The sequence below is a fragment of the Vibrio tubiashii ATCC 19109 genome (assembly GCF_000772105.1).
Classification (GTDB): domain Bacteria; phylum Pseudomonadota; class Gammaproteobacteria; order Enterobacterales; family Vibrionaceae; genus Vibrio; species Vibrio tubiashii.
In genome coordinates this window covers 120,550-142,976 of record NZ_CP009356.1, presented here as the reverse complement: position 1 = coordinate 142,976, position 22,427 = coordinate 120,550, and the positions used below count along the sequence as shown (strand labels likewise).

18 protein-coding genes are annotated in these 22,427 nt (G+C 47.0%); 8 read left to right on the top strand and 10 right to left on the bottom strand.

Annotated features, from left to right (window positions below; translation table 11 throughout):
• Positions 1-135: 135 nt before the first annotated feature.
• The 3 genes from IX91_RS23785 to IX91_RS23775 all read left to right on the top strand — a co-directional run bounded on the left by IX91_RS23785 (position 136) and on the right by IX91_RS23775 (position 4,206).
• On the top strand, positions 136-2,022 hold the full coding sequence (locus tag IX91_RS23785) for a methyl-accepting chemotaxis protein (protein ID WP_004744159.1): 1,887 nt from the start codon (positions 136-138) through the stop codon (positions 2,020-2,022).
• A 680-nt stretch (positions 2,023-2,702) separates the two neighbouring features.
• Positions 2,703-2,978: a helix-turn-helix domain-containing protein gene (locus IX91_RS23780; protein ID WP_004744160.1), complete on the top strand. Its 276-nt coding sequence runs from the start codon at positions 2,703-2,705 to the stop codon at positions 2,976-2,978.
• Positions 2,971-4,206: a type II toxin-antitoxin system HipA family toxin gene (locus IX91_RS23775; protein ID WP_004744161.1), complete on the top strand. Its 1,236-nt coding sequence runs from the start codon at positions 2,971-2,973 to the stop codon at positions 4,204-4,206. Before IX91_RS23780 ends, IX91_RS23775 begins: the two co-directional genes overlap by 8 nt.
• A 309-nt stretch (positions 4,207-4,515) precedes the next feature.
• On the opposite strand, the gene IX91_RS23770 is transcribed toward IX91_RS23775, so the two are convergent.
• Positions 4,516-4,851 (bottom strand): NAD(P)H-binding protein, encoded by a 336-nt coding sequence (locus tag IX91_RS23770; RefSeq protein ID WP_004744162.1) that lies wholly within the window; start codon positions 4,849-4,851, stop codon positions 4,516-4,518.
• A 978-nt stretch (positions 4,852-5,829) separates the two neighbouring features.
• A complete protein-coding gene (locus tag IX91_RS23760) occupies positions 5,830-6,327 on the bottom strand; it encodes a GlcG/HbpS family heme-binding protein (RefSeq protein ID WP_004744164.1) in 498 nt (165 codons plus the stop codon).
• Between the two features lie 167 nt (positions 6,328-6,494).
• On the opposite strand from IX91_RS23760, the gene IX91_RS23755 reads away from it, so the two are divergent.
• Both IX91_RS23755 and IX91_RS23750 read left to right on the top strand, forming a co-directional pair.
• Positions 6,495-7,169: a response regulator gene (locus tag IX91_RS23755; RefSeq protein WP_004744165.1), complete on the top strand. Its 675-nt coding sequence runs from the start codon at positions 6,495-6,497 to the stop codon at positions 7,167-7,169.
• The gene (locus tag IX91_RS23750; RefSeq protein ID WP_004744166.1) at positions 7,153-8,544 is read left to right on the top strand and encodes a sensor histidine kinase; all 1,392 of its coding nucleotides are present in this window, start codon (positions 7,153-7,155) and stop codon (positions 8,542-8,544) included. The genes IX91_RS23755 and IX91_RS23750 overlap by 17 nt, the downstream gene beginning before the upstream one ends.
• Positions 8,545-8,578: 34 nt before the next feature.
• On the opposite strand, the gene IX91_RS23745 is transcribed toward IX91_RS23750, so the two are convergent.
• The 3 genes from IX91_RS23745 to IX91_RS23735 form a co-directional block, all read right to left on the bottom strand.
• Entirely contained in the window at positions 8,579-9,985 is a 1,407-nt protein-coding gene (locus IX91_RS23745; protein WP_004744167.1) for a HipA domain-containing protein, read from the bottom strand.
• Positions 9,978-10,313: a helix-turn-helix domain-containing protein gene (locus tag IX91_RS23740; protein ID WP_004744168.1), complete on the bottom strand. Its 336-nt coding sequence runs from the start codon at positions 10,311-10,313 to the stop codon at positions 9,978-9,980. The genes IX91_RS23745 and IX91_RS23740 overlap by 8 nt, the downstream gene beginning before the upstream one ends.
• A gap of 718 nt (positions 10,314-11,031) precedes the next feature.
• Entirely contained in the window at positions 11,032-13,860 is a 2,829-nt protein-coding gene (locus IX91_RS23735) for a M16 family metallopeptidase (RefSeq protein ID WP_004744169.1), read from the bottom strand.
• A 390-nt stretch (positions 13,861-14,250) separates the two neighbouring features.
• Between IX91_RS23735 and pnuC the strand changes: the two genes are divergently transcribed.
• The 3 genes from pnuC to IX91_RS23720 all read left to right on the top strand — a co-directional run bounded on the left by pnuC (position 14,251) and on the right by IX91_RS23720 (position 16,518).
• Entirely contained in the window at positions 14,251-14,985 is a 735-nt protein-coding gene (gene pnuC, locus IX91_RS23730) for a nicotinamide riboside transporter PnuC (protein ID WP_004744170.1), read from the top strand.
• A gap of 8 nt (positions 14,986-14,993) precedes the next feature.
• A complete protein-coding gene (locus IX91_RS23725; RefSeq protein ID WP_004744171.1) occupies positions 14,994-15,722 on the top strand; it encodes a nucleoside phosphorylase in 729 nt (242 codons plus the stop codon).
• Positions 15,723-15,837: 115 nt separating this feature from the next.
• Positions 15,838-16,518 carry a Crp/Fnr family transcriptional regulator gene (locus IX91_RS23720; protein WP_004744172.1) on the top strand — a complete coding sequence of 227 codons (681 nt, stop codon included), beginning with the start codon at positions 15,838-15,840 and terminating at the stop codon, positions 16,516-16,518.
• Positions 16,519-16,665: 147 nt separating this feature from the next.
• Here the strand turns inward: IX91_RS23720 and IX91_RS23715 are convergent, their stop codons facing one another.
• The 5 genes from IX91_RS23715 to traC form a co-directional block, all read right to left on the bottom strand.
• Entirely contained in the window at positions 16,666-17,400 is a 735-nt protein-coding gene (locus tag IX91_RS23715; RefSeq protein ID WP_004744173.1) for a hypothetical protein, read from the bottom strand.
• Positions 17,397-18,071: a type-F conjugative transfer system pilin assembly protein TrbC gene (gene trbC, locus IX91_RS23710; RefSeq protein WP_004744174.1), complete on the bottom strand. Its 675-nt coding sequence runs from the start codon at positions 18,069-18,071 to the stop codon at positions 17,397-17,399. Before trbC ends, IX91_RS23715 begins: the two co-directional genes overlap by 4 nt.
• Before the next feature lie 118 nt (positions 18,072-18,189).
• Positions 18,190-19,185 (bottom strand): conjugal transfer pilus assembly protein TraU, encoded by a 996-nt coding sequence (traU, locus tag IX91_RS23705; protein WP_004744175.1) that lies wholly within the window; start codon positions 19,183-19,185, stop codon positions 18,190-18,192.
• 9 nt (positions 19,186-19,194) lie between these two features.
• Positions 19,195-19,836 carry a type-F conjugative transfer system protein TraW gene (traW, locus tag IX91_RS23700; protein WP_174329850.1) on the bottom strand — a complete coding sequence of 214 codons (642 nt, stop codon included), beginning with the start codon at positions 19,834-19,836 and terminating at the stop codon, positions 19,195-19,197.
• A gap of 37 nt (positions 19,837-19,873) precedes the next feature.
• Entirely contained in the window at positions 19,874-22,426 is a 2,553-nt protein-coding gene (gene traC, locus IX91_RS23695) for a type IV secretion system protein TraC (protein ID WP_004744177.1), read from the bottom strand.
• Between the last annotated feature and the right edge of the window lies 1 nt (position 22,427).

The window sequence follows — 22,427 nt, the reverse complement described above, 5'->3', positions numbered from 1 at the left end:
GGTGAATATTTGAGTTCTGCAACTTTGAATCACTAGACTTCGATTATTATTTAACTCACGATGAGAAATTGTATCTGCGCCACTTTATCGTTTGCTCCATTTAGAACTGAACACGACACAATAATAAGGTTTTCAATGTTTAAGAAACTATCACTTAAAAACAAACTCGCGATCTCAGCGAGTGCGGCCATTATCATCGGGGGATTATTGGTCGAAGCGCTTTCATTTAACGCTTCCCTAAGTCGTATGGATGCAGAGGTTGAACAGCGCCTTGAGAGTACAACAGCCTCTTACAATCAATACGTAACGGACTGGTTACTATCAAAAGAGCGAGCCTTGACTTCACTGTCTCAAAATGTCGATAAGGCCGCCATTGTTACGCATCTCCAACAAGTCCGTCACTCGGCGGCGTTCGACAATGTATTCTTAGCCTACCCAGATGGCAGTCAAGACAATGCGAATGGCGTTGTGCTCCCGCCGGGGAATGATGATCCGCGTCAGTGGGGCTGGTACATCAATGCTGTCGCAGACCCTAGCAAAGTCTTTATGGATAACCCAACCGTGGCCGCCGCGACTGGCGCCAACGTGGTCTCACTGGGCAAGGCGCTCACGCTACATGGTCAACAAGTGGTACTGGGGGCGGATGTTGAGATCACTGATATTCTAAACAGCATGGACAAAGTGATCCTTCCGGGTGACGGTTACATGTTCATTGCCAATGAGAAAGGTAATATCTTTACTCATAAGGATACTAAGCTTCTCAACCAATCCGTTAGTCAGCTAGGTTTGGATTTTAACACGATTCAAAACGCTGCACGTAGTGGTCACGATGAGTCGATTTTAATCGGTGGAGAAGAGTATGTTCTGTATGCTCAGCAAATTGATGGGACAGCACTCACAACAGTGACCATTATCAACTATGGTTCCTTGGTCGCGCCTTTGTTTGATGCGGTATGGGGGCAAGTGTTAGCAACCGCTATTGTTGTTGTGGTGTGTACTCTTCTGTTCAACCTATTGTGTAGCATCCTATTTAGACCGTTAAACAACGTGTCTCAAGCATTAGAACAGATAGCCAATGGTAGTGGTGACCTGACTCAGCGTATTGAAGTGGAAAGTGGTGACGAGGTAGGTCACTTGGCGCACAATTTCAATATCTTTGTGGGCAGCCTGCAACAATTGATCGGTCATATTCGTGAGCAAGCGCACCTCATCAATGAACAGTCCGACAACAACACGCAGCGTTCGAACAGCGCGGTGTCAGAGATCCATCAACAACAGCAAGAGATCACGATGGTCGCAACCGCGGTGACGGAGTTAGCAAGTGCTACGCGAGAAATCGCCTCTCACGCAGAGCAAACTGCCCACGCAGCTCAGGGGTCAACGGTGAGCACGAACGATGGACAGTCTTTAGTTCAACATACTAAGGGATCCATTAACAACCTAGCCACTGAGCTTTCAGAAGCGAGCTCCGTTATTAGCGAGTTGGATCGCCACGCGCAAGAGATTTCAACGGTCCTCTCAACCATTCAAGGCATTGCAGAGCAAACGAACCTGCTGGCTCTCAACGCGGCCATTGAAGCTGCACGTGCGGGTGAGCAAGGCCGCGGTTTTGCCGTGGTGGCGGATGAAGTTCGCGTCCTATCACAGCGCACTCATGCCTCTACCGAGGAGATCAAGGCAACGATTGATACGCTCCAACAAACCACAACGCGCGCGGTGAGCTTAATGGATAGCAGTTCTAATTTGGCCACCACGTCGGTCTCAGATGCTGACCAAGCAACGAAGGCGTTGGGCGAAATTCATGAAGCGGTTTCGTTGATCAGTGATATGGCAACGCAAATTGCGACAGCAGCTGAAGAGCAGACACACGTCACTGGTGAGATCACGCAAAACATTGTCTCTATCAAAGATGTCGCTGATGAGCTTGTTATTAATACCCAAGACAGCTCTCAAGAATCAATCAAGCTGAAACGGCAAGCACAAGAACTGACTGACAAGGTGGCAACGTTCAAACTGTCGTAAAGAAGGTCAGCATTCACAAACGGCGAGGCACGAAGCCTCGCCGTTTTTTTTGGAGAAATATTGTCCCGATGGCTAGAGTCAGCCAGAAATCGCGCACCTACTTCGAATTTGGGGTTGATAGTTAAAGCGTTTTGGCAATCGTTGTGAACAACTAATCGCTACGAATGCGTGTGCCAGTTCTGCGCCAGCTCGTTGATTGACCAAAATGTCAAGCAAGGTATGCCCTGGTGAAACAACGAGCAGATGCATGAAGCCCGAGTAACATGAGCTCGGTAGGGCGCCTCGATAATCGGCAGGAATTTGCAACAGCTCTGCTCTATGTCGCAGTCGGTGACTGATTCACACTCTTGTTTGCCCCTTGAACTGCGCCACACCGACGGATGACCAACCTGACGTCTCCCAATCATCTTGTCTGTGGTTGGTTATTGATTGCTTCTTGTGCAGGGAACGCCCATATCTGAAGAACGTCAGTTTTATTTTCTGCTACTATGATAACAAACCTGGCTCTATTTCTCATATATTTGTTACTATAGTATCAATATTAGCCTGACGCAGCGACGATTCTTGTAAAGGTGTCAATGAAGAAACCATTGGTCGTCTCTTTAAATTGCCATAATAATAGCAATTAATCCGTTTTTTGTGATAAAATTAACACTATAGTAGCAATTTAAGAGGCGTGTATGTTATCTCTTTATACCGCTTATGATGTGCAGATGGAACTCAAAGAGTTTATCAAGTCTGCTCGGAAAAAAGATAAACTCAGTGTTCAGAAAATGGCTGACCTCTCTGGCGTGCCTTACGCGACGATCAGAAAGTTTGAGTCAACTGGCAACATCTCATTGCGCCAGTTCCTCATGCTGTATGAGACTGTCGGTGACTTGAAAAAAGTGAAAGAACTGACAAAGTCGTCTAAGCCGGAATTTAAATCAATTGAGGATGTACTTCGTCATGCTTAAGGCAGCCCTAACCGTAAAACGAACGCTTAGCACAGGTGAGAAGGTACTCGTCGGCAAGCTTGTTGAAAACAGTAAGCAAAGCTTCTTTCAATTTGATGAGGCGTATTTAAGCGGGCACTCCACCTCTCTGGCTCCGTTTAACTTAAAGCCAGATACAAGCCTGCAAGTTGCACCAAAAGAGCCGCATTACGGCATTCATGGGGTGTTTGGAGACAGTCTCCCTGATGGTTGGGGCCTTTATCTTATGGATCGTGTATTTAGACAGAACGGTCATAACCCAAAGGAAGTGACAGCCCTAGAGCGTTTGGCTTACCTCGGTGACAGATGCATGGGGGCGTTGAGCTATGAGCCTGAATTGGACTTATTGGATGAGTCCAAGGAGTCGATTGATATCATTACCCTTGGCCGAGCCGCAATTGAAGAATTTGAAGGCACAGAGTCTGCTTTGCTTGAGCATTTGATGAATACGGGTGGGTCGGGCGGCGCGAGACCCAAAATGAACGTCACGCGTCTATCGAATGGGCAATATTCAACATTGGATGACGCACTGGGAACAAAGCTTATCGTAAAGCTGACATCTGAAAAATTTGACTTGAAGCACTCTGAATCACTCGTCGAATATTGCTACATGCAGATGGCCCGCAATGTCGGCATAGAGGTTCCTGACTTCCATTTAATCGATGCGGGTCATGGACGGTTTTGGCTAGAGCAGGAGCGATTTGATTGCACAGAGCAGGGGGGGCGAATCCATATGATTTCTGCGTGTGGGTTGTTAGATGCGCCGTTTCGAGAGCCTTCTTTGGACTATGTGGATTTAGTTAAAGCTACGCGCATCATGTGCAGCATCACAGAGTCTCAGAAGCTCATTAAGCGCTGTATGTTTAATTACCTAACGGTTAACCAAGATGATCACAGTAAGAACTTCAGTTTTCTGGCCAGTGACGCCGATAATTGGACGCTATCGCCGTTCTACGACATCGTTTACAGCCCCAACCCTTACAAAGAGCATATGACGGCATTTGGCGGTAATGGCCGGACGCCAAAGAGCGCAATGGACCAGCTAGCCGCTCAGTCGGGGTTGTCTTCAAAGAAAGCGATCATGGTGATGGCAGAGGAAATATTTGAAACAACACGCTCGTTTAGTCATGAGGCCAAACACCTAGGCTTGTCACCTAATCTAATCAAGGAGATTGATAAGGGTATGGTCGAAAAATTTAAGGCTCTGTAAGTATTGGATGAATCCAATTCGCCATGACTTTGTCGGCGATTTGAGGTTTACAGTAGCTGAGGTTATCCGAATTGCCTCTACAACATGACGTTTGTGCTCCTTCGCGTGTCAACGTAATTACTCGGTGTTACATCTTGTCACTGAGCTTGCCATACTTTTTTATATCCCAAATAAAATACCACCGTTTCAGAGGTGGCATTTTGGGGCTTTCAGGAAGAAGCGTGCGTTGTGATTTTAAGACCATCATTTGGCCTATGCAATATGTATGGTACTGCGAATAGACACGCTGAAAGGACTATCTTGCCTGATCTATTTATTAGAGATACCGACTACGTTATGAACATGAACAGATTGCTTTGCTTCAGATAAGAGAAAATTAGCCAATGCTGCTCGGGATATCGCTCCTCCTCCCTCAGGTAATGAACATTCTGCTTGTCGGTAATCTATCGAGGCTTTGTCATTTAGAAAACCCACTCGTGCAATGGTCCATTCAAGGCCAGAAGATCGGATCGTCTCTTCCATAAGGTTTGCATTCCGAACATTATGCCTAGCAACAAAGCGCAAGATTCGATCAAGCCATTTGTTTGTGGGAAAAAGCAACGCAGTAGAAGTTACTAAAAGTCGATTCACTCCGCAGTCCTGCATAGCGTCTACTATAGCTTTAGCAGACTCAGAGTCTGAAATTGGCCTAACCAAATTTATCCGATTGAGTTGATAACTTTGCGTTCCCGTTATTAGGCGACATCTTGCAACTTAGTTTCCCTACATGTGGAGTAACTTATTGATTCTCAGTTGAGAAAATATGAAAAAGGCAGCAACATTGAAGGATGAAAGACGACAATTTGTCGTCTAATCAGCGTTCGCTGATGAGAGTAATATGTTAGTTCGTAATTTGAAAGTCGATGATTTTGAAGACTTCGTTGGTAAAATGAGCGCGTCAGTTTTTCACACCACTACTCTAGAGAATTATAAATCTATACTGTCTTCTGGTGGGTTGCTCGCCAATTTAGATGGCTCACAAAGTTCGGTGTTTGGAAATTCAAACGGTTTCTTTCGTTTACGATCTTGCGTGTCGTTTTTCTAAATCGCCACGATGGTATTGCATCAGGGGAGCAGTTGGCATTTCAGACAGAGCATGAACGAGCTTCTGACTAATGGTCTAAATAATTTGATAAGCAGCAAGATGCGCCTGCCGGACCGACATCGCATAGAAAAAGTAGCGTGCACAGACTGCGATGGTCATAAGGGCTAAGTTGAAATACAGACTTAGGGTTCTCTGGTCATTGCGCAATGCGACGTATAAGCTAATCCAAGCGGTGAGTTCTGCGAACACGCACAGCACTAATACTGGTATAAGTGATGTGCTTTTCTTCCGTTTTAAATAATGAAATGAGTACTTGAGTGACGCTCATCTTGTCCGTTAGATGCATAGATGACTTATTAATGGGAGGCATTCTCATTTAAGCATTATGTTAACAATAGCAATATCGGGAAATAAAAAGCGAATATCGGGAAACGTTTTGCGGTGGTGGCACTAGAAATTGAGCAGGGGAATAGAGCGAATCTGACATTAAGAACGAACACTCCACCAGTGGCGATGAAGTGCTCGAATACAACCAGAGATTACAGAAGTTTTTTCAACGCCGCGTCCGCACAAGCCACATCCAGATGACCACCTGGTGCGCCCCCAACGCCCACGGCTCCAATCATCGCTTTGTTTAACTCCACAGGTACACCGCCAGCCAGGAACAGTAGGTTTTCATTCATATACTGCAAAGGCTGTAGGATTGGTTTCTCAGCGATTGTCTTCATTAAGTTGCCTGATGGTTGCTTCATACTGGTCACGGTAAATGCTTTCTTACGTGAGCTGTCTAGAGTATGGATACCCGCGCCATCAGCACGTAACTGAGCTACAACGTTACCCGATAGATCAACGACAGTTGCAGACACTTTGTAGCCCTCTGCGCTGCATTGATTGACAGCCTCTTGTGCCAACTTAAAAGCAAACTGAGACGAAATTTGTGTCACTGAAACGGTCTTGTTATCCGCAGCTGAAGTGTTGAACGATAACGCTGCGAAACCTAGCGTTGCGGCGATTGATGCGATTTTGATTGTTTTCATGTTTTACTCCGTTAAGACATCATGTAGTTGATGGAGACCATCTTAACGAATGCTCAATTACACAAGGCTTTCCCAAACATTACAAAGCTGTAATGTTGGTTATATTCAGGCAAGGATGTTGATAGAGTATATTTCGAGCGCAGTACAAATAGAGCGATGGACAATAGATGAAACTACTTTTGATCGAAGATGATATGCATATCGCTAAGTTTTTGGTGAATGGATTCCAGCAAGAAGCGATGACTGTCACGCATGCAACCAATGGTATCGATGGGCTGCATGAGGCACAAACAGCAGACTTCGATGTGGTCATTCTTGATATCATGCTGCCGCTCAAGGATGGATTTGAAGTATTGACCGAACTCAGAGGACAAGGCCATACCGTGCCCGTTATCATTCTGAGCGCCAAACACTCCGTTGAAGAGCGAGTGAAAGGGTTGCAATCGGGGGCCGACGACTATCTGGTTAAGCCCTTTGCCTTTCCTGAGCTCCTCGCACGTTGTCATACCTTGACTCGTCGTGGTAAACCAGCAGCAACACAATTATTAGCGCTCAGCTACGGCCCTTTAACTCTCGACCTACTCAAGCACACTTTAGAGCGGGATGGGCAGTCGATTGCTATTAATCAACGTGAGTTCATGCTGATGAAACTTCTGCTTGAGAACAAAGAAACTGTCATATCCAAAACCGCCATACTCGAGCATGTTTGGGGTCATCAGTTTGATCCTCAAACCAACGTCGTTGATGTTCTGGTATGCCGACTAAGAAGTAAGGTAGACAAGGGCTTTGCGAGCCCGCTTATCCACACGTTAAGAGGAGTGGGTTATGTCCTCAAGTCATAATGTCAAGCAAGCGTTAAACAGAGCGCAAACCAAGCTCTTGATGCGTTTCATGGCGATACTGTTGCTCTGCTTTATGGTGGTTGAAATCGCCGTCAGCGCGCTGTTCTTTTTCGATTTGTATCGGGTTGAAAAAAAGCTTCTTAATTCAATGGCGACGGAATATCAGAGAATTTTAACCTACGATTCGGCGCAGCGTTTACACCATGTACTCGAAGCGAACCCCCAACGTTTACTCAGTAACAATATTGCTGCCTACATGGTTAAAAATACTGAGCTGGAAAGCCTTGAATTTGTCGCTGGCCAAACAGGCATTTCAACAGAACGGCCGTTTTCTCACTATGTGATGGATGATAAGTTTTGGATAGAGGCGTTTTTTGTCAACCCTTATATGACGCGCCAAATATCCGGTGAGGATCACTCATTCTGGCTCGTGTTAGATAACCAGTCTCGCTACTTTATCGCGATTAACCAATCCGCTATTACCTTTGCAGCACTGATTGTCCTGATTATTGTGACGACGCTATTCACACGTAAAGTCATTGTTGACGCAATGTCTCCCTTGGTGACGCTTGGTTCAATGTTAGACAAACTGAAGCACGGCAGTTTGGACATCCCAGAGCTTGCCGAAAAGTCTCCGCAAGGCTTGGATGTGATCAATACGAGCGTCCACAACACTGTCGCCAGGCTGCAGCACGTTACGACAACGTTAAACACGACTGTTGATGCTATTGCTCATGATGTTCGCACACCGTTGTCACGTATCACACTCGCTGCCCAATCGGCATTAATGAACGATGATGACCCACAAGCAATGAGTGATGCGCTTTCTGACTGCGCCGAACACGCTATGCTCGCAAGCAATATGCTGACCACACTGATGAAGCTCAACGATGAAATCCTTGGCAAGCAGTTGCCCAATTATGCCCCTACCAATCTGTCAGAAGTGATTCATAATGTCGTGAGCTGGTATGAAGATGTCGCCGAAGAAAAAGAGATTGCGCTAGAGGCGATAGTGAGTGATGAGCTCAACATAGTGTCAGATCCAGATAAACTTATCCAAGTGCTGGTCAACTTAGTCGACAATGCCATTAAGTACACCAATCCAAAAGGCAAGGTCACCATCCAAGCAGAGCAAAGTCTGAATGGGGAAGCGGTGATCCAAGTGACCGATACGGGGATCGGTATCGAGCCCAAATATCATGATCTGGTGTTTGAGCGTTTGTATCGAGTTGACAGCAGCCGCAGCAACATTAGTGGCTATGGACTTGGCCTTTCGTTCGCCGCAGCTATCGTCGATAACCTCGGAGGAGCGATTCGTTTAAAATCAGAGCTTGGTGTCGGCTCAACCTTTATCATTACGCTCAGATCTCACTAGCTATCTAGATTTATGGTCGCCCCTGCATTTGCCATTAAAGAAGTTCGCTCATTTCTGGCACCTTGTCGGCTTGCGCGAGCAAGTCTTCACATTGTGTTTGGATGAGTGAGACACACAGTTCGATGTGTTCACGCTCTCCATCATCGATTCCTTGAGCTTGGGTAAGTCGAACCGTTTCCTCCAGAGCATGGTTTATGGCGCCAACGGTTTCGACCATGATGGAAGCCATTTTGGTGCCTGAATAGCCGAGCAGAGCACCGAACTCAGCAAAATCATAGCTGGTGATAGGGCATTGGAAGTGACCTTTCGGCGGATGTTGAAAGTCTTCGCTTTGCCAATCGCCAATCGACATTGCAAGATATTGAGGGATACTGGCGGCACGCCCCTCATGAGTCGACAGTTTACCGCTTCGTGAGTTGCGTTTTGCGCCCTCTTGAGCAATAGCTTCTATGTTGACGAGATCATAAAAAGGGGCCAGTTCAAGGCCTTTAGGGAGCACGAAAAAGCTAATATTTTTACCATGAGCATCGTAGTTTAGAGTGGCTAGATTAAAGAGCATCCATTGGGTAAGCTTTAGGTTAGTGATGACCGTGTCTATGGTCTTGACGTTGAGTAGGCGTGGAAAAGAAACGCCGTCACGCATATACACGCCATCGCCTTCATCCCCATTCTGACGCTCGTATTTGTACCCTGGAGGTAAGTCAGTCGCCTGACAGCCATCAATCACATGTTTTCGTTGAACGACATTACGCGCGTCGATATAGGCACGATCGAACCGCTCGATGATCAGTGTTCTAGTCTTCCCAATGCGAGTTAACTCAACATTAGCGACATCCAAGCCTGCGAGCTTGGCCAATGTCATACAAAAGAACTCATTCACAGCAATACACGGTGCTTTACCGCTTTCAAACTTCAGAATGTGGTTCGAACTCAATTTGCCTTCACCAAATCCCCATTCGTCACCGCGCTTAAGTAAGTTTAACTTGTTTTGAACTCCAGCAACCGAAAGGCGCACCTTACCGTCCCAATACACTAGTGGCGCTAGATTTCGCTCGAGACGTTCTATTAGTTCATCATCAGGTACCGATCTAAAACTGGTTTCCTGAGGTTCTGAGCCTGGAACTCGAAAAGATAATGCGCCTGATGTTTCCGCACCAAGCTTACGGATCAGACCGAACGTATTGCTTTTGGAGATCGTCGTGTTTTGTATCATCTCCTCAAAGGCTTCTCCTTCAGGAAGGAGATTTCTGAGATAGTTCTCGATACTGCGCGGTGAAGCCTGATCATCGAAAGGGATATGTGGCGAAATCGGGAAACCAGTGTGTTTCCATTCCTCTTCATAGATGAAGGAGAACTCTGCTTCGGTTCCGACAGGAAGGATCAAACGGCCAATTTTGGTATTCGTACCGATAAACACGTCTAGTCGTTGTAACTTACTCATACCAACCATCCTCATTGCTGCTCATGCTGTGTTCATCTTGGGAGGGGATTTGGCTATGTGGACGAACAAACAGGTTTAAGTCGATAAGGCGTAGCGATAGGCCTAAGATATCCATGAGGATAAGTACATTGGCAAAGGTGACACTGGTATCGCCTTTTTCTACCTTCATCACTGTTCGACGAGATAGATTGGCTTTTGCAGCGAGATCGTCAATACGCCAGCCTCTATCGGTGCGCTTTGAACGAATGGCGCTCCCGAGCGTTTCCATGCTGAATTCGGTATTCAAATCAGGCATAGGTTGCGCTTTTACCATCTTACCTTTTTTCATAAGTGCCTTTTAATGTACTTTTATCACGGTTAGGTTGGTCTTTAAATATAAGTTCACTATAACTCACTTTTATGGTGGCGGTACAAGAAATTATCTATAAGTGTAATTTAAGTTACTTATGCTTAGTTTGCTCGTTGCCATTGGCGTTGTTCAGCCAATGAGCTTGAAGAGCAACGACGCCATATATGACAAGGCGTTACCCTCTGACAGGCATGCCTAGCTAATCATAACTTAAAACTGCTCCTTTCTTTGTTTCAACTGATTCGACTCGTTAATCCAAAGCGCTATATGACTTATTTGTTCTTATCTCACAGCATGACCAAGCTTGTATATTCACGACAGAGGCATCGTGAGAGTAAAAGTGAGTTCAAAAATATACCAATCATATGAAATGAAAAAGCCCCTAGACGCGTCTAAAGGCTTGCATGTGGCGGTGAGCAGCCACTATGAATTTAGGTTTAGTGAGTTGCTTTAGGATAAGCACTATTGCAATGGGCGGGATATCAGCATAAGAAAACGGGTAGGACACATTGGATCACCTGTGCTTTTAAACATGCATGCGTCAGAACAGAAAACAACAAAGGCCTGAATAGTCGGGCCTTTGTTGTCGTCATTGAAGCTCATCCTTGAGCAGTTAACTCAATATACAAAAGTAACACTCATCAAATTGGATTAAACGCACCCCAACAGCGTTGCTTTTGCCCAGCCAGAGCTTGTTTTACTGGTCAATATATTTTTCTGGAAGCACTCTTACTTGAAGTACATTGTCGACATCAATGAGCTTAGCTGCTGCCAAAATATCTTCTTTTGTTGCTGCAGCTAATTCTTGCACAGTGATCCCATCGGCTTCAATTATATCCGGGTAAGTTTGCGCTGTTGAAGTTAAGTCGAACCAATAACTATTGCTTTCTACCTGCTGATCTACAGCGTCCAAAATTGGCGTTGCTGCTCGCTTAAGTTCATCGTCCGTGATCAGCTCACTTTGCAACGACTTCAGCACATTCTTATAAGCTAAAAAAACCTTATCAACTTGAGCGATGGTCGTATTGCTATTGATTGTTAGATAACCGAAGTTTTTAAAATTGTAAGATTGCGTGCGCCCAGACCAAGGACTATACGCGGCACCGATAGCCTCTCTGATTTCTCTTGTTACGCGTTGCTGAATGACGTTCTCCAACAACAAAAAGTGTAAGCTTTGTTTCGTATTACGCGCATCAGGCAGATCCCAGTAGCTACTCGCAAGTGCTGTTGTTTTTTCACCTTTGTGATACCAAGTAACATCTTCCTTTTTAATTGCTGGAAACTCTACCTGATAACGCTCTATCGTTGCGTTTGCCTTAATATCTAATGCACCAAAAGTTTGGGCCACGTAGTCAATCGCCTCTTGAGGAGAAATATCACCAACAATACCGATCTCTACTGGGCCATTCGAAATGGCATTATCCATTATCGGTTTCAAGTCAGACATAGAGAATGCATCTAGCTCTTTCATGGAAGGTTCGACCCATCGCAAGTCACCACCATGCAGTTTGGACCTAATATTAACAGCCTGAACTTCTTCTGGGCTTTCCTGGTAGGTTTCTAAGTAATTACTTAACATTTGTAGCGTGAAAGACTTGCCTTGTTCACGGTAGCCACCGTCAATCATTAAGGCGGCAAATACCCTAAGTTGATTAAGCGCATCTTCATTTTTCACTGCCTGTTTCAAAACAAATGCGTTAGTCTCTACCGTGGATTCAAGGCCCATGGTCGTGCCTGCAAATATGCGCTTCAACTCATTAATATCATGAGCTTTAAGCCCACCAGTAGACATGCCGACGTTGTACAAATTAATCAGAGCAGATTGCTCTTGAGTTAATGCCATCAGCCCTTTACCAACACGGGCCGAGATGTATACAACGCTCTTCTCAAAATCGGTCTGTTTAATATTCAACATGACACCATTATCAAAACGATAGCGAAGAATATGTCCGTATTTGGACGTACCAATTAGCTGAGCTTTGCCTGGCTTACCAAAGTTCTGGTAAGCAAATTCAGTGGCAGCCTTCTCCACATAGGGCGTTACCTTAGTTTGTTGGCTTTCCGCATATGTTTCAAGCAATGTCTTCTCAAGGCCTGGGGCATTGCTACGCTCGGTTAAATAGAGACGAGGTGGTTGAGATGCCCACCTTTTCCGAAAGGCCTCATTGATTGATTTAACGGTCAATTGGTCTCGTAGTTCATAGAATATGGATAGGTCGGTTTGTGGTGATGCGATAACGTAACCACTATCAACGGCATTCATGACTCTGTTAGCAAGAGTGTCACTGGACGAATCCCCAGCCGTTTCAACACTAAGCTGTAGTTCATTTTCTAACGCTGTAAGCTGCTTCTTTATCTCATCTTCGGTAAAACCGAACTCAACCGCTTGACGTAATTTTTGCTCTAGTGTTGAGAGGCCAAATTCCCAATCTCTATCCGCTGTTGTCACCCCGATTTGACTTACACGAACAGATTCTAAGCTTATCTCCGATGACATACTCGGTGACAGAATTCGACCGCCACTTTCGTACGCTAATGTGTCAATACGATTAATCAAAGCCCTAGTGCTCAGTAAGTGAGTCCAGTACTCTAGATTGAGTGCCTTACTGTTGGCTTCAGGTGACTCCTTCTCGAGAAAGTTAAATTCTATTCGCGTCTCTACATTTGGATCTGTAAACACTTTCGCTTCAACTTTACTCGGCAACACGACGTTAAACTCTGGGTCAACAGCGGGCTGAAACTCTTTATTACGCCAGTCAGAAAAGAAATGTTTAACGCGTTCAAGCATAACGTCATGACTCACATCGCCAGCCAAAACCAGAGTGGTATTCCTTGGCGCGTAATAAGTTTGATAAAAACTTCTTAGGTCCTTTTGGGTGACTTGATCCATCCCTTTGATTGTCCCAAGGCCAATTTTATTGGGTAGATTGGCTCCTGCATAAATATAATCTGAAGAGTCAAGGAAACGGTCCAGCCCTACCGACTGACGCTCACGAACTTCAGACTTAATGACCTTACGCTCCCTATCTATTGCGCCTTGATCCAACGTTAACTCAGAAGCCGTCTCTCGTAATAAAAATAATGCCGTATTAATGCTTTCAATATCTGCCTTAGGTAAATCGAGTCGGTAATTAGTGTTGGTCATACTTGTGGTGGCATTAGTGTCTGCCCCAAAAGCTAAACCGTGCCTTTCAAGCATTGAAATCATTTCGCCTTCTGGAACATGAGTTGAGCCATTAAATGCCATATGCTCTAAAAAGTGTGCAAGTCCTGGCTCTTTACCTTTCTCTTGAAATGAGCCTGCGTCCACAAACATACGAATCGATAGCCCCTGTTTGGGCGTGCTGTTTTCAACGGTGATAACGCGCAACCCGTTATCAAGCAGAACCGTTTGATAACGAGAATCTAGAGCGATATCGGTTTGGGTAAACCAAAGTGCTGATTCATTAGGCGCTGAGATTGTCGTAAAAGGAAGACACGACAGAGAGAGTAAGACAAGAGTTTGCTTAAATTTTTGGTTCCACATAGGTTACTGCACTGGGTCTAAATGATGATTGAGATCAATCCTATAGGCAGCGTAAATGCCTGTCGAGAAATTAGTAACCTCACAAAATTAGATTTTACATTAGTAATATAAGCATTACGTCGATGAGTGCGCGTAGTAAACACGTGCCCTTATTTAGTGCAATCACTGACACAGAAGTGTCCAAAATTCTGTTGTGCTTTAAGCCCGGCCACTCATACTTCAATGTGACGGTGTAAACCCATATGCATTTCAGCGTTTTAATCGTTTGCTTCGGGTAGTTATTGTTCTGATTTATGATCGTGCACAATTGAAGGGGGACAAATGTCCTCCTGTTTGTTTTATTAGGCGCAATAGGATAGAAGCAACGAAAAAACAATAAAGGGCCTTTTGATGGACTTATTCACTCTACTTGATATCAATAACACGCTCGTCGAGATCCCAATTGGGGGGGGCTACGCCATGAGCTGGATTGAAGCCTTCGGTACTGTGTTTGGTTTGCTGTGTATATGGTTTGCAAGCCAAGAGAAAACGATCAACTACCTGTTTGGACTACTGAATGTAACCTTGTTTGCGGTAATATTTTTCCAAATTCAGTTATACGGACTATTGCTTCTTCAACTGTTTTTCTTTTGTGCCAACCTTTACGGTTGGTATGCGTGGACACGCCCTAACGAGCAAGGTGAAACCTTGGCAGTCCGTTGGTTGAGCCGAAATAAGTTAGTGGCAACTGCGGCGGCTTGTGCGATTTCAATTGCACTGTTAACACTGTACATCGACCCATTTTTCTTTGCGTTAGCCAATATTGCCGTTGATGGACTCAATGTATTCGGGGCGGGTCTCGCAGAACCCGTCCTCGAACCTGATGCATTTCCATTCTGGGACGCGACAATGACAGTGCTGTCCGTGGTTGCTCAAATACTGATGACACGTAAGTATGTTGAAAACTGGATACTGTGGATTGTGATCAACATTATCAGTGTGGGTATCTATGCGACTCAGGGCGTTTATGCCATGTCCGTTCAATACGCTATCTTGATGTTTATTGCCGCAAACGGCACCCGTGAGTGGGCTCGCACTGCGAAACGAAATAGCGCTACCCCCTTGACTCACGCGACGGCTTCTTAGGAGTTAAGATGGTAAAGCAACCTCATATTGGCGTAGATGAAACGCAAATTGCGCCTCTGGTTATTGTTTGTGGCGAGCCTGATAGAGCCAATCGCATTGCGCGTTTGCTCACTGATGCTGAGCTCGTCTCCGACAATCGAGAGTATCGCGTCTTCACGGGGACGTATAAAGATCGAGCGGTTTCCGTCTGTAGTACAGGCATCGGTGCTCCCTCAATGATCATTGCGATCGAAGAGCTAAAGCTTTGTGGGGTAACTCATATTGTAAGAGTTGGCTCTGCAGGTGCGATGCAAACGCACATTGGGCTTGGTGAATTGATTGTCGCGGAAGCGGCGGTTCGAGATGAGGGCGGATCTGCCGCTTACGTGAAACCGTCGTTTCCAGCTTACGCTAGTTTCTCTCTGCTTAAAGAGCTCGAACAATTCTTACAGCAGCATCCCATTCCATATCATATGGGCGCCGTGCGTTCTCACGATAGTTTCTATACTGATGATGAGCAGGCGATTTGTCGATACTGGAATAGCAAAGGCATATTGGGAGCAGACATGGAGACATCTGCGCTGTTTACAGTCGGACGCTTAAGAGGGCTTCACGTTGCGTCTATCCTCAATAATGTTGTCTTGTACGAACAAGATGTAAAAGAGGGGGTTGGGCAATATGTTGATGAGGCGGACGTCATGATGAGCGGCGAACGACTTGCCTCATTCGCTGCGTTAGAAGCCTTAATGACTCAATAACAGCGAGAATCACCTTGTTAAAAAGCGATGGAAGACCATCGCTTTTTTATTGAGCTCAATCCGCTACAATCGTGAGTAACTTCGACAGCAGGCCAAGCATTCAGAGACCGTCACTATGAAAATCGCCCCGTACCCAAGCGGACGTTTTAAGGACTATCTAAGACAAAAGCGTTCCGAGTTTAAAGATCTCATCTATCAACACCAAGTCAGCTCTCGGTATTTTGATATCAATGATGAGATCCTGAAGCAAGGGGAGCAACTGCAGCACCTCTATGTGGTCCCCGCAGGGCGAGTGTCAATGAGTATTTCGGCGGCGAATGGGCGACGCTTTCAGTTGGGGGAAGTGCGTTGTGACTATCATATTTTTGGAGAGATGGAGTTTTTCACCCAAACCGCTTGTCAATGGAACGTGGTGGCGGATGAACATATGCAGGTTGATGTCATTTGCATTCAAAACCTTGCCGAGGCGTTGCATAAGAAACCAGAGATGATGTTCTTTTTTGCGTCCGCTTTGGCCGAAGATTACCAAGATTCTATGGGCATTTATACCCACCGCCTTTTACACTCGATTACCTACAATATTGCGTACGACTTGTTGGTGCAAAGTCAAACCAACACCGGGTTAGGGGGGTTCGATAAAGTGAATCAAGAAGCAGAACGTTTTGGTACATCGAGCCGAGTGTATCGAAGAGCGGTCAATGATCTACTCGACAAAGGTTTTATCCAAAAAGGGCCTAGAGGGTTGGAGGTGACCGATCTGCGAGCCCTTCAAGCGTTTATTGACGCATATGATTGATAGCAATCAGAGGTGTCCTGTTTGAAGTACCTGAACGTTGGCAACGGACGTTATGCCTCGCCACATTTCCCTTCAATGACAGCCTTTAAGTCAAATCAGTGAGCCAGCGAGATCATACCTCTGGCCAATGAAACTGGATATCAAAGGTCATTGGCCAGAGGCCACGCTGGAGCACGGCGTGCTTCTGGTCGTGCGTAATCGGCCTTTGAAAAATGGGGCTCGAACCATGTTTCCGTTCCACAGTCCATAGTTCCTCGTGGCTGATTGACATTGATGAGAAACGATCCAACGGTCGCGCGAACTATACCGACACTCATTGCGATAACGCAGGCAGCGGTGCCCCGTTAATTGGCCTGCGTCGCATTGGTAGCTTGGGGCGATGATCTCCGGTGTGAAACGAGGGGTTTTATAACAAGGGACCGGGGTATGAGTTGGGGCGTGACATGTTTTTTCGACGTCGTCAAACAAACACTGTGTATCGCGCTCGCAATTGACGTACTTATTGGATTGTCCATGGCTGATCTCAAACGCGTTTTCTTGACCAAGGAGTGCATAACGCAGGCTCTCATCATGCCTAAAATCGGGACGTTTCTTGTTGGTGTTCTTACGGATACCTTGAGCGAGGTCACTGGCCGCAAAGGCTTGGGCTGCCTTTGTTTCCATATTGCCATCATTGAGCGATGTTTCGTCGGGATTGATCACTTTGGCGCGGCAGTTCGCGTCTTGACAGTAGTCGTTCACATCGAGTGGGATTTGGTTTGGTTCTAGCATGTTTTTGGCAGTTTGCTTTGCCCAGTTGGCCGACTCATTGAAGGGCTGCTTTTGGTTGGCCATCACATTCACTGTCAGAAGGACGAAGGCCAGAATGAGTACCTTGTTCATTGTTCTAACCTTGTCAAGAGCTCCCTCGCGTTTTCTCCGGTGTCTCCTTGCGTGAGCACCTCGAGGGCTTGATAGAGTGAGAGATTCCCGTAGACAATGTCGTAGTCTTTGGGCTTGCAGGCTTGCTTGGGGAAACAGCGGCCCGCTTTGACAGAAACGAAAGCCGGAACACGTTCGACATTGAACCGCCGAAACCATTCGGGACTTATCGAAAAGCCCGCTTGGATGGGGTTCTTACGGTGGATGCCTATCAGTTGGCTGATCCGCGCTGTGGTGGCCGGAAATCCTTTCGGCAGAACACCACGGATCACCATCGGGACGCCCGTTCGTTCACTTTGCTTGAGCAATTGTTTCAGAGAAGGGCTTGGCATCGTGAGGGAGACAAACACCATCACGCCTTTTGGCGCACGGTCGGGATTTTGGGTCGGCGGCGGAGTGTTGAGCAGTTTGGTTAAGGCGTTGGGTTTCGCCAGAGATTGAATGTGTCGGCCCAACTCTGTCGCCGCCTGCTGATGTTGTCTGGCCTTATCCCACACCTTACCCCCATTTAGCGCAGGAGGGGAGGGCATCATGGCAGGCTCGCGCGCCGCCAAAACGTTCAATTCTTCTGTATAAGCCTGGCTCTGGGCACTGAACCAGACTGCCAATAAAGGCAAGATGAGCGTTTTCATGAGTGTTCTCCGATTGATTCACACCTTGACACTGGCCATGCTCAGGTTGACCAGATCGGTTGTCTGAGGCGGCGAAGACGTTGATTGGCGAAAGGGGAGCGCTTGTCGGTCTTTAGGGTTATAAAAATACGCAGTTTCGCTTTCGCCATTGAGCAAACCCAAAGTTATCCCCTGTCACAGGGTTATCATGGCCCGACTCCCAAAGGGTTGTGGTGGTGGTATAGGGGTGGCACCATCTCGCATCTGGGATCGGTCCGGTCATTTGATAGCGGTATCGAGATTTAGGCAGGATTGGGGTGGGAGATTGGTAGCAGATGGCGCCATCTTCACCGCGTGTTTCCATGATCATGCCCTGTCTATGGAGCTTATAGTTGAGCCGCTCCATGATAAGCGTCCCTGCTTGGATTGGGGTGTCGCGATAGTTGGTTGTTCCCGTTAATGGATAGGCGCTGCCTTGAGCGCCCAGACACCAAAAGAGGGCATCCATCGGTAAGGTGGTATTGGATGCGGTAAGCATGGCCTCTGGCACACACGCGAGCTGAGCAATCAGGTTGCCAAACAACAGCGCTTCGGGGTTGAGGACTAATGAGAGTTCGTCATCACCCCATAGGGGATCAATTTCTGTCATGTAGGCGATATCAAAACTGTCCGTGGTCATACAGGCGGTGGATTGCAACAGTTGCAGCCACCAAATGACGGGATATCTGTACCAATGAGCGTGATAAAATCCACCATCACTGCTGTCACTGTCTCTTGCCGTGACGCGCCCGCCCATTTTCTGTTGGTTCGCGCCACCCAGTTTTATTCCCATATTGACCATGCAGTAAGGAACGCGAGTGACATCGGTGAGGGCATAAGGCTCCCAGTAGCCAATGTTTAATCCGATTTGCATGAATATGGGCGGCGGCTTAGGACAGTAGGAAATAGGGGAGGCTGGGTTATTGGTGTCAGGGTAGTGTGAAGGCACAACGGTTGCCGAACCAATCGTCATAGGAAATAAACAGTTCCAACAGATATCGGTTAAAGGGTTAATGAACCGACTCACACACGCGGCTCCCTTTGTGGTTGCTTGGTTACTGATGAGAAGCAGCGATAGAACGAACCAAGGTTTCATGATGCCTCCTTAGGGCGTAGGTTCTGCATCCTCCTCGCTTAACGAGGACACATCAAATTCATCAATCCGCCAACGGACGCCCTCTTGGTAAGCCAGTGACGGGACGTGTTTGATGTGGAGTTTGTGGGTGATAAAACCGTCTTGCGCGTGATAAATCCGTGCTCCTAACAGTTGCGCGGTTTGCTCAAGATTGCCACCCGTTAGGATGTATTTGATGGGCTTTTTGTGGGTAAACTGCTTGGCAAAGGCTCTTTGCTTTGCATCGCGCGCATCGAGAAACAGCAACACTTTGGATAGCTCAACGTTGGGAAACCCCTCGGCGTGCTTGGTTGGCCAGGTTGCGCTATCAAATGGATTGATGGTTTGCCCTTTACGCGCAATAATTTCGCCTGTTTGTGGATGGAGCACTGGTGCTGGAAAGGTCAGGCTCGGGTTAACGTAGAACGTTTCTGGCGTGGTGGTGGTACTCAATGGCAGAGGCGATGGGTTTTGGACCTTACGTTTCACTCTGGCTTGAAATTCGTTTTGCAGATCCGCCAGTTTGCCTGTGCGTTCGAAGTGTTTCAGTCGTTGTTCAATCCATTGCAACATGTCTATTTCACCGATTGGAAAGGTGGGTCCTATGATCCCAAAGTCTTTCGAGCTGGCCATGGTGGTGGTGCAGATTAAGGCGAGACACAGGGTGTGCCTACAAGGAGGCAAGATGCGATTCGAATTCACGGATTTGCTCTCCATAGAAGTGCATTGAGGTTTGGTTAACGGCGTCGCCGATCGTCATCCCGCTCTGGTATAGTTTTTCACAGTACTCGTATTCATTAGGCTCGGTGGAATACATGGCCCGTTTGACGGGATCCGCGAAAAATCGGTGATATGAGACGTGTCCACCGGCTTTCACCCGCACACTGCTGTACCCTGCGGTGGAGGATTTCTCAAAGCGCTGAATGAGGTCTTTTTCCAATCGCGTGAAGGCATTGGGGTTGTCCATTACGTATTTATTGAATCCTTCGCCTTGACGCAGAATGAAGTGGATATCGGAGTTGTTGTAACACGCTTTAGCTTCCTCATTGGCGAAAAAGTCATCGATACCTTGCGTGACTGTGCAGAAGGAGCCGCCAAACTTACGTGCGGTACGATAACCTTGGTTAATGAATTCTTGCGCTTGTTTGTTGCTGCCAGAGAGTAAGCTCCATGCCTCTTCAATGATGCACATTTTCGGTGTAGAGCGACTGCCAGACAGGTACATTTGCTGATTGATGGTGACAATCAGAGCAAAAATTACACTGCGTAGGACGCTCGGTGAAAAACCGTCAAGCTCTAGGGTCGTAAAGTGGACATTGGGATCGAGCATGGAAGGTTGATTAAACAGCTCGTCATGGATCCCCCCGGTACAATACTGTTCGAGTTGAACGGCGATATCGCGAATACGGATGTCCTCGAGCTCTTGGTATTTTTCCAAAAGCGCTTCTCGGACATCGTCGACGCGTGTTGCTGTTTTGTTGCGTTCCCAGGCCGTGACGATGGCGCTGCCCAAAATGGTTTGCTGATAACTGGTGAGCGGATCATAAGGTGAGGCGATGGTCGTAAACAGCGCCGTGATGTTATGCAGTGCCTCGGCCAGTGGGTTGACTTCTTGGCCATGCTCATCGACAAACGTTTGGCCATCGGCGATCTTACCCAGATGCGTAAACGGGCTCAGGTAGATATTTTGGTGGGTCATGTAGGTTCCGCCCAACATGAGCGTGAGCTTCTTGTAGCTCTCCCCTTTGTCCAAGATCCAAACCTTGCCCATCATGGCGTAGACGCATCTCGCGATTTCTTGAACCAGGAAACTCTTCCCTGCGCCCGATCCCCCCGTCAGCGCGATGTTTTGGTTATCACTGCCACACGTAAACGCATCAAAGAAGGAGATTTGTTGGCGCATGGTCGGCAGTAACATACCGGGCTTTAAACGCTTGAAGTCCAACACCAGGGGGAAAAAGTTCACCAGGTTTGAACTTTTCAACGTTCGCACTCGCCCCGCTTTCTTTGCGTCATTCCAAAACCCATCACTCATCATGAAAGGCAAGACAGAGAGTAGGGATTGCGATTGCAGCATGTTCAGTGTGATGAGGTTGAGTCCCGCGCCCTCAAAGGCGTTTTTGGCGGCTTGGACGTCTTGGCGCTGCCGGGTGTCCTGAGTGAACAGCGTAAGCGTGAATGCCATTGAAGTGACAATAAACTCTTTGCCGTTGAGTCCTGCCTGAATGTCTTTTCGCTCTTTGAGTTCCTCTTTAGCCGTTGGCGCCAATAACACCATTTTTGACTCAACGGTTTTTGTTAGGTCAGTGATTTTGTTGTTATTATCGGCTTCTTGTTTTCCTGTCGGCTCACAACGGAAGTTCAGTGTGAGCATGTGCGGGCACACTATTGTGCGGCTGACATTGCGAATCGAGGCAAAGCATTCGGGGAGTCCGTACAGCCTGAAGTCATGAGGCAGCTTAGACAGCCCCATGCTGACCACTCGGGTCTTTACCTCTTCGCCCTTTGGTGAGGTATGACGAAGGGCCAAATGGTCTCGGCGCATGAGGCACTCGGTATCGGGCGATAAGGCTTGGAGATTGAGCGGGTCGAGTGGGTTGTAGTTGCGGGTTAACGGTCTATCTTGCCCAGGGTCAAAGTTGAGAATGTCACCCACATGCGATAACAACATTTCGGGGTAAACCGTCAAAGTGTCAAACCCGAGTTGAACCAAGGCCGTTTCCACCTCACTTCGCACGTCTCTGAGCGCGTCAGGGTTTTTGCCGGTCGTTGATACGAAGAAATAAGCCTCATAATCGCGTAGGTCGAAGTGGTTGTTCTTCTGATGGTGGAAAAACCCTTGTTTGGCAGCATAACGAGCGTACTGCGCATCCCGCTTGGCCATTTCAGCCAAGATACCGCCACGTTGCGCCAGCACTTTCTCATTAGCATCGATGTAGTGACCGACCCGATTATGGCCAATGAGCTGAAGTTGGTAATCCCACTTTTTTCCTTGGGGGAGGGTCGTCACCAGGTTGTTGAGTGAAATGATCAGTTGGTCATTTGCGCCGCCAAGCACGCTGATTTGCAAACCAAAGCCACGAGAGGTGCGATTGTCGAAGAGGTTTTCTGTGTAGTCGTAGTGGCGGTAGGGTAGCTCTTGATGCAGATGGTTCTGACTCTTTTTTGCATCCTTAAACACAGCGCTGAGGCCTGTCATAGCGTTATTGATAAAGGGGATCATA